Source organism: Kocuria tytonicola (assembly GCF_003687175.1).
Lineage (GTDB): Bacteria > Actinomycetota > Actinomycetes > Actinomycetales > Micrococcaceae > Kocuria > Kocuria tytonicola.
Window position 1 is genome coordinate 825,800 of the sequence record NZ_RDEX01000001.1, and the last position, 14,526, is coordinate 840,325.

At 72.1% G+C, this 14,526-nt stretch carries 11 protein-coding genes; 4 read left to right on the top strand and 7 right to left on the bottom strand.

The window, feature by feature from the left end; all coding sequences use genetic code 11:
• The first annotated feature begins 290 nt into the window (after nt 1-290).
• Together hrpB and EAE32_RS03755 are read left to right on the top strand one after the other, a co-directional pair.
• Entirely contained in the window at nt 291-2,915 is a 2,625-nt protein-coding gene (gene hrpB / locus EAE32_RS03750) for an ATP-dependent helicase HrpB (RefSeq protein WP_121864219.1), read from the top strand.
• Between the two features lie 346 nt (nt 2,916-3,261).
• Nucleotides 3,262-4,197 (top strand): HpcH/HpaI aldolase/citrate lyase family protein, encoded by a 936-nt coding sequence (locus EAE32_RS03755; protein WP_207803851.1) that lies wholly within the window; start codon nt 3,262-3,264, stop codon nt 4,195-4,197.
• Nucleotides 4,198-4,285: 88 nt separating this feature from the next.
• On the opposite strand, the gene putP is transcribed toward EAE32_RS03755, so the two are convergent.
• Both putP and gluQRS read right to left on the bottom strand, forming a co-directional pair.
• The gene (gene putP, locus EAE32_RS03760; protein ID WP_121864221.1) at nt 4,286-5,824 is read right to left on the bottom strand and encodes a sodium/proline symporter PutP; all 1,539 of its coding nucleotides are present in this window, start codon (nt 5,822-5,824) and stop codon (nt 4,286-4,288) included.
• A gap of 120 nt (nt 5,825-5,944) precedes the next feature.
• Nucleotides 5,945-6,874 carry a tRNA glutamyl-Q(34) synthetase GluQRS gene (gene gluQRS, locus EAE32_RS03765; RefSeq protein WP_121864779.1) on the bottom strand — a complete coding sequence of 310 codons (930 nt, stop codon included), beginning with the start codon at nt 6,872-6,874 and terminating at the stop codon, nt 5,945-5,947.
• A 165-nt stretch (nt 6,875-7,039) separates the two neighbouring features.
• On the opposite strand from gluQRS, the gene EAE32_RS03770 reads away from it, so the two are divergent.
• The gene (locus EAE32_RS03770) at nt 7,040-7,939 is read left to right on the top strand and encodes an MBL fold metallo-hydrolase (protein WP_121846144.1); all 900 of its coding nucleotides are present in this window, start codon (nt 7,040-7,042) and stop codon (nt 7,937-7,939) included.
• On the opposite strand, the gene EAE32_RS03775 is transcribed toward EAE32_RS03770, so the two are convergent.
• From EAE32_RS03775 to EAE32_RS03785, 3 genes are all read right to left on the bottom strand, one after another.
• Entirely contained in the window at nt 7,848-9,098 is a 1,251-nt protein-coding gene (locus EAE32_RS03775; protein WP_243635563.1) for a phosphatase PAP2 family protein, read from the bottom strand. The two genes, EAE32_RS03770 and EAE32_RS03775, sit on opposite strands and share 92 nt — an antisense overlap.
• Before the next feature lie 295 nt (nt 9,099-9,393).
• Nucleotides 9,394-10,596, bottom strand: a complete 1,203-nt coding sequence (locus tag EAE32_RS03780; RefSeq protein ID WP_121864222.1) for an acyl-CoA dehydrogenase family protein — start codon at nt 10,594-10,596, stop codon at nt 9,394-9,396.
• Nucleotides 10,593-11,771 carry a CaiB/BaiF CoA transferase family protein gene (locus EAE32_RS03785; protein ID WP_121864223.1) on the bottom strand — a complete coding sequence of 393 codons (1,179 nt, stop codon included), beginning with the start codon at nt 11,769-11,771 and terminating at the stop codon, nt 10,593-10,595. Before EAE32_RS03785 ends, EAE32_RS03780 begins: the two co-directional genes overlap by 4 nt.
• Before the next feature lie 117 nt (nt 11,772-11,888).
• Here EAE32_RS03785 and EAE32_RS03790 point away from each other — a divergent pair, with 117 nt between their 5' ends.
• Entirely contained in the window at nt 11,889-12,815 is a 927-nt protein-coding gene (locus tag EAE32_RS03790) for a LysR family transcriptional regulator (protein WP_121864224.1), read from the top strand.
• Between the two features lie 12 nt (nt 12,816-12,827).
• Here the strand turns inward: EAE32_RS03790 and EAE32_RS03795 are convergent, their stop codons facing one another.
• Together EAE32_RS03795 and EAE32_RS03800 are read right to left on the bottom strand one after the other, a co-directional pair.
• Nucleotides 12,828-13,703, bottom strand: a complete 876-nt coding sequence (locus EAE32_RS03795; RefSeq protein ID WP_121864225.1) for a 3-hydroxyacyl-CoA dehydrogenase family protein — start codon at nt 13,701-13,703, stop codon at nt 12,828-12,830.
• The gene (locus EAE32_RS03800) at nt 13,700-14,506 is read right to left on the bottom strand and encodes an enoyl-CoA hydratase/isomerase family protein (RefSeq protein WP_121864226.1); all 807 of its coding nucleotides are present in this window, start codon (nt 14,504-14,506) and stop codon (nt 13,700-13,702) included. Before EAE32_RS03800 ends, EAE32_RS03795 begins: the two co-directional genes overlap by 4 nt.
• Between the last annotated feature and the right edge of the window lie 20 nt (nt 14,507-14,526).

Consider the following 14,526-nt stretch of genomic DNA (forward strand, 5'->3'; position numbering starts at 1 on the left):
AGGATCGTTGGTTTCGTGCCCGGGGACGGAGGGCGATGCAGAGAAAGACCGCGAGTACCGCTAGGTGAAAAGCGAGCAAGGCCCACGCTGGTCCATTCATGAGAGAAGTAAACCACTCACGCTTGGATGCCATCACTGCGTCGGTCGTCTACTCGACGCTCACCAACAGTCGAACCCCTCACTCGATGCTCCCATTGCACGCTTCGTGTGTGCAGAAACGGTGGCGGATTCAACCGGTCAACGCAAAGCAGGAGCAGCCCATCTGGGCTGGGCGCACCTAGGGTGAGGTCATGTCTTCCCACCTCTTCGACCTGGACCGCATCGGCCGGGGCCTGCCGTTCGCGCAGTCCCTCCCGCGGCTGGAGCAGGCGCTCGTCGGCGGGGCCGCCGTGGTGCAGGCCCCTCCCGGCACGGGCAAGACCACGGTGGTCCCGCCGCTCGTGGCCAACCTGGTGCACGACGGCGACACACAAGGGGCCGGACGCGTCGTCGTCGTCCAGCCCCGCCGGGTTGCGGCCCGGGCGGCCGCCCGGCGGCTGGCCGCGCTCACAGGAGCGGAGCCGGGCGGCGTCGTCGGCTGGAGCGTGCGGGGCGAGCAGAAGACCTCGAAGGCCACCCGGGTGGAGTTCGTGACCCCCGGGATCATGCTGCGCCGTCTGCTGGGGGACCCGGAGCTGGCGGGAACCGCCGCCGTGGTCCTGGACGAGGTGCACGAGCGCGGGGTGGAGTCGGACCTGCTCGTGGGGATGCTCGCGGACCTGCGCCAGCTGCGGGAGAACCTCTCGGTGGTGGCCATGTCCGCCACGGTGGACGCGCAGCGCTTCGCGGAGCTGCTCGGCGGCGGGGAGCCGGTGCCCGTGGTGGACTGCCCGTCCGCGCTGCACCCGCTGGCCGTGGAGTGGGCGCCCGGCCCGCGGCGTCTGGACGAGCGCGGCGTCACCCCGGCGTTCCTCTCCCACGTGGCGCGCACGGCCGCGGCCGCCCACGAGCGCACCGTGGCCGCGGACCCCTCCGTGGATGCCCTCGTCTTCCTCCCCGGGGCCCGCGAGGTCACGCGGGTGGCCTCCGAGCTGCGCTCGCTCACCGGCGCCGAGGTGCTGGAGCTGCACGGCCAGCTCGCGCCCCGGGAGCAGGACCGCGCCGTGGCGGGCCGTGCACCGGGGGAGCGGCCGCGGATCGTGGTCAGCACCTCGCTCGCGGAGTCCTCCTTGACGGTGTCGGGCGTGCGGCTCGTGGTGGACTCGGGCCTCGCCCGTCAGCCCCGCCGGGACGCCGGGCGCGGCATCTCGGGGCTCGTCACGGTCTCCGCGTCCAAGGCCTCCGCCGAGCAGCGGGCGGGGCGCGCCGCACGCCAGGGGCCGGGAACGGTGGTGCGCTGCTACGACGACGCCGCTTGGGGCGCCATGCCCGCCCACACCGTCCCCGAGGTGCGCACCGCGGACCTCACCGCCGCCTCGCTCGCGCTCGCCGTGTGGGGCGCACCCGGCGGCGAGGGCATGGCCCTGCCGGACCCGCTGCCCGCACGTGCCCGCGCGGATGCGGAGGCCGAGCTGCGACGCATCGGCGCCATTGCCGACGACGGCCGTGCCACGGACCTCGGTCGCCTGCTGGTCACCCTGCCCGTGGAACCCCGTTGGGGCCGCGCGCTGCTGGACGGCGCGGACCTCGTGGGGCGTCGAACCGCGGCCGAGGTGGTTGCCGCGGTCTCCGACGGCGCCCGCGCACCCGCCGCGGACATCCCCGCCCTCGTGCGTGGGCTGCGCTCCGGTGGTGCGCAGGGTTCCTACCGCTGGCGCCGGGACGTGCAGCGGCTGGAACGCATGGCGGCGCGCACCGCGCTCGCGGCAGAGGATGCGGCCGACAGTCCCCGTGAGGGCGCCGTGGCGGTGGGTGTGCCCGCGGAGCTGCGGGAGGGCGTCGTCGTGGGCCTGGCGCAGCCCGAGTGGGTGGCCCGGCGCGTGGACGAGCGCGGGGACCAGTGGCTGCTGGCATCCGGAACGCGCGCGGGACTGGAGGCCGGGAGCCCGTTGCGCCACCACGAGTGGCTGGCGGTGGCCGAGCTGAGCCGCGCCACCGGGAGGGCAGCGGCGGGCACGGGCGCGGTGATCCGCGCGGCGGCCCCGCTGGACCGGGAGACGGCGCAGCTGGTCGCGGGACCGCTCGCCCGCGAGGAGACACGGGCGCACTTCGCGAACGGGCGCGTGGTCACCCGCGCGGTGCGTGCCGTGGGCGCCATCGAGCTCTCCGCCACCCCGGTCACCGCGGACCCCGAGACGGCCGTGCCCGCCATCCGTGCCGCCCTCGCCGCCCAGGGGCTGGACCTGCTGCCGTGGGACGACGCCGCGGTGGGCCTGCGTGCGCGCCTGGCCCTGCTGCGTCGTCACCTGGGTGGGCCGTGGCCCGCGGTGGACGACGCCGCCCTGCTCGCCCGCGCCGACGAGTGGCTCGCCACCGAGCTGCGGGACGTGGCCCGGGGCGGATCGCTGCGCGCCGTGAAGGTGGCAGATGCCCTGCGGCGGCTGCTGCCGTGGCCCGAGGCCGCCCGCCTGGAGGAACTGGCGCCGCGGCGCCTCGCGGTGCCCAGCGGGAACACCGCGCGCATCGACTACCCCGAGGTCTTCGACGAGGAGGAGCCCGCGAGCTCGCCCGTGGTGGCGGTCAAGCTGCAGGAGTGCTTCGGCTGGGCGGAGACCCCGCGCGTGGCGGACGGGCGCGTGCCCGTGCAGTTCCACCTGCTCTCACCGGGCAGGGCCACGCTGGCCATCACCGAGGACCTGGCGTCGTTCTGGTCCGGGCCGTACGCCCAGGTGCGCGCGGAGATGCGAGGACGCTACCCCAAGCACCCGTGGCCCGAGGACCCGTGGAACGCGGTGGCCACGGCCAAGACCTCCCGGGCGCTGCGTCGGCGGGTCTGAGCAGCGCGTTTGAGATCGGGTGTGAGCTGCATTACGGTGAAAGACTGTTCGCCCCGGCAGTGCACCACCACGCGCGCACCGGGCCCGGCCGAGCACCTCGCGGCGCGGGAGCAGCGGACTGCACGACTGGCAGACGACCAGCACCAACCACCTCATCGTCCAGGTTGGTCCACAACCGTCGGCTGACCCGCGCCACCCCGCCCCGGGTTCCGTGTCCCGCGCACGGGCTGCGGTCCACGGCCGGAGCACGCACGCTCCACCGTGAGACCCGGCCCCCGCTGCAGGCCCACGGACCGAGGCGCGAGGGGCGTGTCCGTTCTCAGACACAGATCGCGAAGTGAACTCCATGACCTCCACCCTTGCGGACACCGCCATGACCATCGACCCCACCGAGATCCCCGCCGTGGGCCCGGAGCTGGCCCGTTCCTGGCTGCTCGTCAACGGCTCCCACGTCTCCCGCTTCGACCAGGCCGCGCAGAGCGCCGCGGACGCCGTGGTGCTGGACGTCGAGGACTCCGTGGCACCCGCGGACAAGGCCCAGGCCCGGGAGAACGTGATCACCTGGCTCAACGAGCGGGACGAGGACGGCACCCCGCACCGCGCGTGGGTCCGCGTCAACGGCTTCGGCACCGCGTGGTGGGAGGACGACCTCCTGGCGCTGCGGGACGTCCCCGGCCTGGACGGCGTGATGCTGGCCATGACCGAGTCCCCGGAGCACGTGACCCGCACCGCGGAGATGCTGCGCGGCACCCGGATCGTCGCGCTCGTGGAGACCGCCCGCGGGGTGCAGAACCTGCAGGACATCGCCACGGCCCGCTCCACCTACCGCCTGGCCTTCGGCATCGGCGACTACCGCCGTGACACCGGCTTCGGGGAGAACCCCATGGCGCTCGCGTACACGCGCTCGCAGTTCACCATCGCGTCCCGCGCAGCGAACCTGCCCGGCCCCATCGACGGTCCCGCCGTGGGTGCCCTCGGCGCCAAGCTCGCCGAGGCCACGGGTGTCACGGACGAGTTCGGCATGACCGGCAAGCTGTGCCTCATGCCCGAGCAGACCGCCACGGTCAACGAGGGCCTGTCCCCGTCCCTGAGCGAGCTGTCCTGGGCCACCGAGTTCCTGCAGGAGTTCGAGGAGGACGGCGGCCAGATCCGCAACGGCTCCGACCTGCCCCGTCTGGCCCGCGCCCGCAAGGTCCTGGGACTGGCGACGGCGTTCGGCATGCGCCTGCCGGAGGGCTACGACATGCACTTCGAGGCACCCACGGACACCTACCACTGCTGAGGGACCGCACCGCGTCCCGCCCGCCGCGGACAGAACGCCCCGCACCGTGAGGTGCGGGGCGTTCGTCATGGAACAGCGAGCGGGTCGGTCAGACCGTCCCGGCAGGAGCCTCACCGGCGGCGGTGTGCGCCGCGGCTGCGGGGTCCGCCTCCTCGGGGTGGCGGACGAGCCGGAGCGTCTCGTCGAACTCGCGGTCGATCTCCGGGCTGTCCCGGTGGGTCAGCAGGGACACCACGATGCCCACCAGACCGCCCAGGATGAATCCGGGGATGATCTCGTAGAGGTCGCTCCACGGGGTGTACTGCCACAGGAACACGGTGGCGGCACCCACGAGCATGGCGCTGATGGCGCCCGCGTTCGTGAGCTTGCGCCAGAACAGGCTCATGAGCACCACCGGTCCGAAGGCCGCGCCGAAGCCGGCCCACGCGAAGCCCACGAGGTCCAGGATGGTGGAGTTCTGCTCCCAGGCGAGGGCCGCGGCCACCACGGCCACGAGCAGCACGCCGCCGCGGCCCAGCCACACCTGGGCCTTGGGGGAGGGGGTGCGCTTGGCGGCCAGGTTGTAGAGGTCCTCCACCAGCGCGGAGGAGGACACGATCAGCTGCGAGGAGATCGTGGACATCACGGCCGCGAGCACCGCCGCCAGGACGAGACCGGCGATCAGCGGGTGGAACAGCACCTGCGACATGTCCAGGAAGATGGCCTCGGGGTCGGTGGGCTCCTCACCCGGGCGGTTGCCGTAGTACGCGAGGCCCACCAGGGCGGTGCCGATGGCGCCCAGCACGGTGAGGACCATCCAGCCGATGCCGATGCGGCGTCCGGCCTTGGCGTCCGCGGGGGTGCGCATGGCCATGAAGCGCACGATGATGTGCGGCTGGCCGAAGTAGCCGAGTCCCCACGCGAGCGAGGAGATGATGCCCACCGCGGTGCCGCCCGCGAACAGGGACAGGGCGTGGGGGTTGACGTTCTCGATGCGGGTGACCATCTCGGCGGGACCACCCACCAGGAACACGCCCACGATCGGCACCATGACCAGTGCCACGAGCATCAGCAGGCCCTGGAAGAGGTCCGTGTAGGACGCGCCCAGGAAGCCGCCGAAGAACGTGTAGAGCACGGTCACGCCGGCCACCAGCAGCATGCCGGTCAGGTAGCTCGTGCCGAACGAGGACTGGAAGAACACGCCGCCGGCCACCATGCCGGAGGACACGTAGAACGTGAAGAACACCAGGATGATCACGCCGGAGATCACGCGCAGGATCCGGGTGTTGCCCTTGAGCCGGTTGTCCAGGAAGGAGGGAATGGTGATGGAGTTGTGGGAGACCTCGGTGTACGCGCGCAGCCGCGGCGCCACGATCTTCCAGTTCACCCACGCGCCCACGGTCAGGCCGATGGCGAGCCAGGCCTCCACCAGGCCGGAGAGGTAGACCGCTCCGGGCAGGCCCATGAGAAGCCACCCGGACATGTCCGACGCACCGGCGGACAGCGCCGCCACACCGGGCTTGAGGTTGCGCCCGCCCAGCATGTAGTCGTCGAGGTTCTTGGTCTTGCTGTTGGCCCACAGGCCGATGCAGATCATGGCGATGAAGTACGCCAGGATCGCCATGAGTTGGTACGCCTGATCGGACATGCGCGTGCCTTCCGGTACGGGATCGTTGGACTGCGCCCACTGTATAGGGGGACGAAGTGCTTCCCGGTTGCATGAAGTGAGGCAGAACACAATGGTACGCCGCCCGGCGGTCGCGGCCGTTCAGTCGCCCGCAGCATCCCACGGCTCGAACACCGCGGGCTCCCGGGACCACGTGCCCGGGTCCCAGCGCTCCAGCACCTCGGCGGCCGTGCGCACGGGGTGGGCCACGCCCAGGGACGAGGCCAGCCAGGTCACCACGTCCTCGGGGGAGTGCCCCAGGTCCTGGAGCTCGCGCAGGGTCACGGCGCCGTCGCGCTTGGCGAGCCGGTCCCCGCCCGGCCCCAGCACGAGCGGCACGTGCAGGTACGACGGCGCGGGGTGGCCCAGCAGCTGCGCGAGGTACGCCTGACGGGGCGCGGAGGGCAGGAGGTCGTCCCCGCGCACCACCTGGTCCACGCCCTGCTCGGCGTCGTCCACCACCACGGCCAGGTTGTAGGCGGGGGTGCCGTCGTTGCGCACGAGCACCATGTCGTCCACGGCACCCGTGAACTCGCCCGCGAAGTGGTCCCGCACGGTGAACTCCCGCACCCCGGCGCGCAGGCGCACGGCGGGAGGGCGCTCCGTGCGGCGTCGTGCCCGCTGCTCCTCGGTGAGGTGGCGGCACGTGCCCGGGTAGGCGCCCGGGATGCCATGCGGTGCGGACGCGGCGGCGTGGATCTCCCTGCGGGTGCAGAAGCACTCGTAGGTGAGCCCGGCTGCGGTGAGCTCCTGCACGCGCTCCAGGAAGTGGGGGATGCGCCGGGACTGGTGGTCCACGGGTCCGTCCCAGTCCAGGCCAATGGCCCGCAGATCCGCCACGTTGCGTTCGGCCGCGCCGGGCTTCACGCGGTCCAGGTCCTCCACGCGCAGCAGGAACCGGCGTCCCGTGGTGCGCGCGAACCCCCACGCGGCCAGCGCGGTGCGCAGGTTGCCCAGGTGCAGATCACCGGAGGGCGAGGGCGCAAAGCGCCCCGCGGCGTCGTGCGCGGGACGGGAGTGGGTGGGGGACACGCGGCACACAGTAGCACCGGCGCCGGGCGGGCCGAAGGCTCCGTCGCCCGCCCTGTGGCGCAGGCACAGCACCCCGCCACAGGCCCCGCACCGCGCCCTTCCGCGGGCCCCGTGGACCCCGCCCGGATGCGGGGCGGGTGGTGCGTTGCGGATAGAGTGAGCCGCATGGCACGCACCCAGGAGCTGCGCCCCGGCGTCTACGTGATCGGCACCGAGAACTGGAGACTGAACTCCGGTCTGGTGCTGGGCACTCAGCGCGCCCTGGTGGTGGACACCGGTGCCGGCCCCCGCCAGGGGCGCGAGATCCTCGCGGCCGTCCGGGACATCACGGACCTGCCGCTGACCGTGGTGAACACCCACGCCCACTACGACCACTACATGGGCAACGCCGTGTTCGCGCGCGCGGGTGCCACGGAGTTCTGGGCGCACAAGGCCTGCGCGAGCGCCATGGCCGAGGTGGGGGAGTACCAGCGCAGCTTCGTCAGCACACAGGAGCCCGAGATGGGTGCCGGCGAGGGCATCGACACCCGACTGGTGCTGCCCACGAACACGCTCCCCGGCACGGGTCTGCGCCCCTCGCTCACGCGCATCGACCTGGGCGAGCGCCCCGTCACCCTGTTCTTCCTGGGCCCCGGCCACACGGACAACGACGTGTGCGTGGGCGTGGACGACGTCGTGTTCTGCGGCGACCTCGTGGAGGAGGGCGCGGACCCCAACTTCGAGGACGCCTACCCCCAGCGCTGGGTGGAGTCCCTGCGCGCGCTGGCCACCCTGGAGCGCTACACCGCGTTCGTCCCGGGCCACGGCACGCCCGTCTCCGCCAACTTCGTGACGCAGCAGGCGGACACCATGGAGCTGGCCATCCACCGCGCGCGGGACGTGGACCTCGCGGGCGGGGGGCCCTCCACGGCGGCCATGTACCGGCTGCCCTACCAGGCGGGCGTCGCCCGGGTGTTCCTGGACCGCTGCGCGCTCATCGAGTCGCGGGACGCAGCCGCCGCGCCACCACGGCCCACCCCAGAGCAGCCGCCGACGCAATCCCCAGGTACCCCGCCGTCAGAGTGACCCGCCCGGCGAACGTTCCCGCCACGGTCGGGTAGGGCCACCACACCGCCAGCAGCACCAGCGCGGTGGTGAGCACGGTCAGCAGCACGGCGGTCGCGATCCGCGGCCGCGCCGGGATGCGGGGCGCGTGTCCGTGCGGCTGGGGGTTCCACGCCGGGTTCCCGCTGCCCGCCGCACCGCCGTTGCCCGGCTGGTTTCCGTTCCACGCCGGGGCACCCTGCGCGCTGTCCGCGGACGACGACGCCGCCCGCGCCCGTTGCCGCTCCGCCCTCTCGTGGGCGGGGGGCATGTAGGCGCTCTCCCCGCGGTCCTCGCTCCACGCGAGCTCCTGCCGCCTGCGGGAGCGGTCCTCCCGGAACCGGCGGCAGGCCTGGCCTGGAGCGCCGCCCGAGCGGAGCCCGGAACGGCCCAGAGCGGCGTCGAGCAGCCGGGTGAGCAGGGTGGCGAGCACGCCCCAGCCGGCGACGATCAACAGCGCGGCCACGGCGTCCGTGGGGCGGTGCCAGCCGTTGAGCACGGTGCTCATGCCCACCAGCGCGGCCAGGAACGCGCCCCAGCGCCCGGTGCGCGCGCGGCGGTGAGCAGGGGCAACCAGGAACGCCGCCATGAGCAGGGAGGCCGCGGCGGTGGTGTGCCCGGAGGGGAACGAGTTGGACGCGATCTGCTGCACGCCCAGGTCCGGCTTGTCCAGGACGCCGTGCTTGAGGAACTGCGTGGTGAGGTTCGCGGCGAGCACCGAACCCGCCGCGAAGAGCGCGGCGCTCCACCGGCGGTGCCGCACGGCCCAGACCAGGGCGAGCACACCCGCGAGGACCGCGACCACTTCCGGGAGGTACTGCGCGGCCACGAGCACGGGGGTGGGGACGAGAGTGGTGCGGTCCGCCTTGGCCTGCGTGAGGGCGGCCTCGTCCAGAGCCTGCCCGGTCACGGTACCCAGTCCGGCGTGCGCGATGAGCGGGACCAGTCCCCACAGCACGAGCAGGGCCACGAGGGCTCCCACCACGGAGCGGGGGGTGACCGTACGCGCGGGCCCGGGTGCAGGGGCGTACCCGGCCGGGGTGGCCTGCACCGGCGCGTGGGGGGTGCCGCGGTACGCGCCGGGGTGGCGCGGTTCAGCACCGCGGGGATCGGAACCAGGGGGGTAGGGGGCGTACGACACGGACGGAGGACCTCACCGGAAGACGTTGGGCGGGCCCGTCTCGGACACGACGGACCCGCCCACCATGGTGTCACGCCCCGCTATGACGCCGCTGTGAGCCGTGCGTCACGGGAAGGCCGGGGACGTGCGCCGTGGGAGCTCCCGGGACGCACCCCTGCGCTCGGGGTGCCGGGAGCAGGGCACCGTGAGCCGGGCGCCGGAGGGGGTCCGCGGCGTCGAGCACCCAATGCGGCGCCGTGGCCTGCGGACTCGCGGACCTGGGCACCCCGGCGGCGGGCCCGCGGACCCGGCCGGCTCAGCGGCGGGTGCGCGTGAACGCGGAGACGCCGGTGATGGCGCGGCCCACGATCAGTGCCTGCACGGAGTCGGTGCCCTCGTACGTGGAGACCACCTCCATGTCCGTGAGGTGGCGGCCGATGTGGTTCTCCAGCAGCAGCCCGTTGCCGCCCAGCATGTCCCGGGCGGTGCGGCACATGTCCAGGGCCTTGCGGGACGTGGTCATCTTCACCAGGGAGGCCATGGCGTCCGTGAGCTGGTCCGTCTCCTGCAGGTGCGCCATGCGGGTGCACATCAGCTGCATGGAGGTCAGGTCCGAGAGCATGGTGGCCAGGCGTTCCTGCACGAGCTGGTAGTTGGCGATCGGCATGCCGAACTGCTCGCGCTCCAGGGCGTACTTCGCGGCGATCTCGAACGCGGCCATGCCGTGGCCCACGGCCTCCCAGGACGCACCGCCGCGGGTGGCCTTGAGCACCTTGTTGACGTCCTTGAAGCTGTTGCAGTTCTCCAGCCGGTTCTCCGCGGGGATCCGCAGGTCATCGATCACGATGTCCGCCTGGTTGATGGCGCGCTTGCCGATCTTGCCCGTGATGACCTCGGGACGGTAGCCCTGCGGGTACTCGCCGTCCTCCTGCTTCTCCACCACGAAGCACTTGACCTGACCGTCCGCCTCGTCACGGGCGTAGAGCACGATCACGTCCGCGGCGTGACCGTTGCCGATCCACCGCTTGTGGCCGTTGAGCACCCAGTGGTCCCCGTCCCGGCGGGCGGAGGTCTCCAGGGACACGGAGTCCGAGCCGTGGTCCGGCTCCGTGAGCGCGAACGCGCCGGTCTTGCGGACCTTCGCCATCTCGGGCAGGAAGCGCTCCCGCTGCTCCTCGTTGCCGAGCATGTAGATGCTGCCCATGCACAGGTTGGAGTGCACTCCGAAGAACGTGTTCACGGAGCCGTCGATCCGGCCCATCTCACGGGCCACCAGGCCCGCGGCCTGCCGGGAGAGCCCGGGGCAGCCGTAGCCCTCGATGAACGTGCCCACGATGCCCAGCTCCGCGAGTCCCTGGAACACGGGCAGGGGGTGCTGGCCCGCCTCCCAGGCCTCGTTGACCGCGGGGAGGATGTGCTCCTGCCCGTAGGCGCGCACGCGGTCCCGCAGGGCCACGTCCTCCGGCGAGAGGTCCTGGTCCAGCAGGAAGAAGTCGGGGTTCTCGAGCAGCTCGCTCATGACGGGTCCTTTCGGTGGGAGTGCAGCCAGTCCATGACGGCCTCGCGGTCCGCGTCCAGCGCGGGCGGGGCCTTGTCGTAGCGCACCGGGGTGCGGCTGTACGTGACGGGGTTCTTGATGAGCGGGACGGTGTCCTCGCCGCTGCCCACCTGGACCACCGGGTGCAGACCGAGGGACTCGGCGTACTGCACCCCCTCGGGGATGGTGAGGATCGGGGCGCACGGCACACCGGCGGCCTGCAGCTTCTCGGCCCAGGTCTCGGCGGTGTCGCCCCGCAGCGCCTCGTTCAGCAGCGGGCGCAGCTCCTCGCGGTGGTCGTTCCGGTGCTCCACGCTGTCGAAGCGGGGGTCCTGGATGAGGTCGGGCATGCCCAGCACGGTGGTGAAGCGCGTGAACTGGGAGTTGTTCGCCACCGTGATGATGAGGTCCTTGTCCGCGGTGGGGAACGGACCGTACGGGAACAGGCTCGGGTGCTCGTTGCCCAGGCGCTGGGGGTCGTTGCCGCACGCGGCGTAGCCCGTGGTCTGGTTGACCAGACCGGACAGCGCCGCGGAGAACAGGTCCAGCTCCACGTGCTGACCGCGCCCGGAGGTGGTGCGCTCGTGCAGGGCACCCAGGACCGCGATGGCCGCGTGGAGTCCCGTGATCACGTCGAACAGCGCCACCCCGCCGCGCTGGGGCGGCCCGTCCGGGAAACCGGTCACGGACATGAACCCGGAGACCCCCTGCACCAGGAGGTCGTAGCCGGGCAGGTGGGCACCGCCGTCCGTGCCGAAACCGGTGATGCTCGCGTGCACGATCCCCGGCCACCGCTCGGCCACGGACTCGGCGTCCAGACCGAACTGCTTCAGCCCGCCGGGCTTGAAGTTCTCGATGAACACGTCCGCGGCGTCGATGATCTCGTACGCGGTCGCGAGGTCCTCGGGGTCCTTCAGGTCCAGGACCACCGAGTGCTTGTTCCGGTTCACGGAGAGGTAGTACGTGCCGATGCCGTTGACGCTCGGCGGCTTGTACAGCCGCGTGTCGTCCCCTCCGGGCCCCTCCACCTTGATCACGGTGGCGCCCATGTCCGCCAGGAGCATGGTGCAGTACGGGCCGGCCAGGATGCGGGAGAAGTCCGCGACGACGATGCCGCTGAGGGGCCCCTCGCCCGCGGACGTGGTGCTGAGAGTCATGAACGCTCCACTGGTAGGTGTGTTTCACCCCACACAACCACCGCCATTGGGCCGTGTCCAATACAAAAAGGGTGGCCCAGTGATGCGTGTGCGGCAACAATCACGTAGTCTCCCGCCATGGAAGTTCACGAGGCAAGGGCGTTCCTGGCCGTGGCGGAGGAGCTGCACTTCGGGCGCGCGGCGGCCAGCCTGCGGATCGCGCAGCCGCCCCTGAGCCGGCTCATCAAGAGCATTGAGAAGTCCCTGGGCACCGAGCTGTTCGAGCGCAGCACCCGTCAGGTGTCCCTCACCCCGGCCGGTGCGGCACTGGTGGATCCCGCGAAGGCCCTCGTGGCGGCGTCGGAGAACGCGCGGGCGGCGGTGGCGAAGTCCGTGACGGGGGAGACCGGCAGGGTGCGCCTGGGGTTCGCGGGCGCGTCCATCAACCGCAAGGTGGGAGAGCTGGCCCGCCACATCCGCACGCACCGCCCGGGCGTGCACCTGGAGCTGCACGGCTCACAGTTCTCCCACACGGCCCTGGAGAAGGTGCTGGACGGTGCCCTGGACGTGGCAATCGGGCGCTGGGACTTCATCCCCGCGGAGCTGCGCTCGTGCGTGCTGGGGCACGAGAAGGTCATGGTGGTGCTGCCCAGCAACCACCGCCTGGCCGACGCCCCGCGCGTGGACATGGCCGAGCTCGCGGACGAGTCCTGGGTGGTGCTGCCCACCGGGCCCGGTGCCGCCCTGCAGAACCGGCTCACGTCCCTGGCCACCGCCGCGGGCTTCGTGCCGCGCGTGGCCCAGGTGGCGCCGGACTCGTGGACGCTCGTGGTGCTCGTGGCCGCTCAGATCGGCTGTGCCCTGAGCCTGGACAGCGTGCGGGACAACGTCTCCTCCGACGGCGTGGTGTTCCGGCCCCTCGCGGGCGCCCAGCGGCCCCTGGAGGTGCAGCTCGTGTGGCGCGCCGCGGACCCCAATCCCGCGCTGCGCGGCGTGGTGAACCTCGCCCGCAACCTGTACGGGGACCCCCGCCGCACGGGTGCGGCGGGGGTCCCCGGGGCGTGAGACCGCGGTCTACTACTCGTAGTCGTACCAGCCCTTGCCGGACTTGCGGCCGTAGTCCCCGGCCTCGTACTTCTCCTTGATGGACTCCGCGGGCAGGGAGGCGGGGTCACCGGTCTGCTCGTACTCGGCGAGGCGGATCAGGTAGACCACGTCGATGCCCACCATGTCCATGAGCTCGAACGGGCCCATGGGGTGGTTCAGGGCGGTCTTGGCCGCCACGTCGATGTCCTCGTAGTCCGCCACGCCGTCCTCGTAGAGCTTCAGCGCCTCGGTGCGCAGGGCGCCCAGCAGGCGGTTGGCCACGAAGCCGGGAACCTCCTTCTTGAGCTGCACGGGTGCCTTGCCGATGGAGCGGGCGAGCTCCATGGCGGTCTCCATGGTCTCGCGGGAGGTGCCCTCGTGCGGGACCACCTCCACGCACTTCATCACCAGGGCGGGGTTGAAGAAGTGCACGTTGCACACCTTGTCCGGGCGGTTGGTGGCGTCCGCCACCCGCGAGGAGACGATGTTGGAGGAGTTCGTGGCCAGGATGGTGTGCTCGGGGCAGACCTTGTCCAGCTCCGCGAAGACCTGGCGCTTGATCGTCAAATCCTCCACCGCGGCCTCGATCACGAAGTCCGCCTGCGCGGCGCACGCGTCCCGGTCCGTGGAGAACGTGAGGCGCTCGAAGGCGGCGTCCACGTCCTCCTGCGTGCGCCGGCCCTTGCTCACGTCCCGGTCCATGCGGGAGTGCAGCTGCTCGCAGGCGCGGTCCACGGCCTCCTGCTTGATGTCCACCACGTCCGTGGCGTAGCCGGCCAGGGCGCACACCATGGCGATCTGGGAGCCCATGGCCCCCGCGCCGATCACGGTGATGTGCTTGATGCTCTCCAGGGGGTTCTCGCTCACTTGCTCACGTCCTTCTGTGCTGCGGTGCGGAAGTCCGGGGTCCGCTTCTCCAGGAACGCGGTGGTTCCCTCGGCCTTCTCCGCGCTGCTGTACAGCACGGACTGGGCCAGGCGCTCCAGCAGGATCCCGGTCTGGTGGTCCACGTCGAATCCGTGGCGGATCACGGTCTTGGCCAGCTGGATGGCCAGCGGGCCCTTGGCCATGATGGCCTGCGCCGTCTCGCGGGCGGTGTCCAGGAGCTGGTCCTGCTCCACCACCTGGGTCACGAGCCCCATGGCCAGGGCGTCCTGGGCCGTCACACGCCGCCCGGTGAGCACGATCTCGGTGGCCCGGCCCAGGCCCACGAGCTTGGCGAGGCGCTGGGTGCCGCCGGCCGCGGGCATGATGCCGAGCCCGGTCTCCGGCAGCGCGAACTGCGCGTTGGTGGCGGCAATGCGGATGTCGCACGCCAGGGCCAGCTCGTGCCCGCCGCCGAACGCGTAGCCGTTCACCGCGGCGATCGTGGGCTTGGGGAACTGCTCCACCTTCTCGTACACGCCCTGCATGGTGGCCTTCAGCCCGTCCTTGGGGGTGCGCACGGCGAGCTCGTTGATGTCCGCACCCGCCACGAACGCCTTGTCCCCGGCGCCCGTGAAGACCAGCACCTGGACGTCGTCGTCCTCGGCCAGCTCCGCGAGCGTGCCGGTGAGGGCCTGCAGGACCGTGGCGTTGATCGCGTTGCGGACCTCCGGGCGGTTGACGGTGACCAGGGCGATCCCGTCCGTGACCTCCACGGTCAGGACGTCGCTGTGCTCCGTGTTCATGGTGCGTTCTCCTTCGCGGT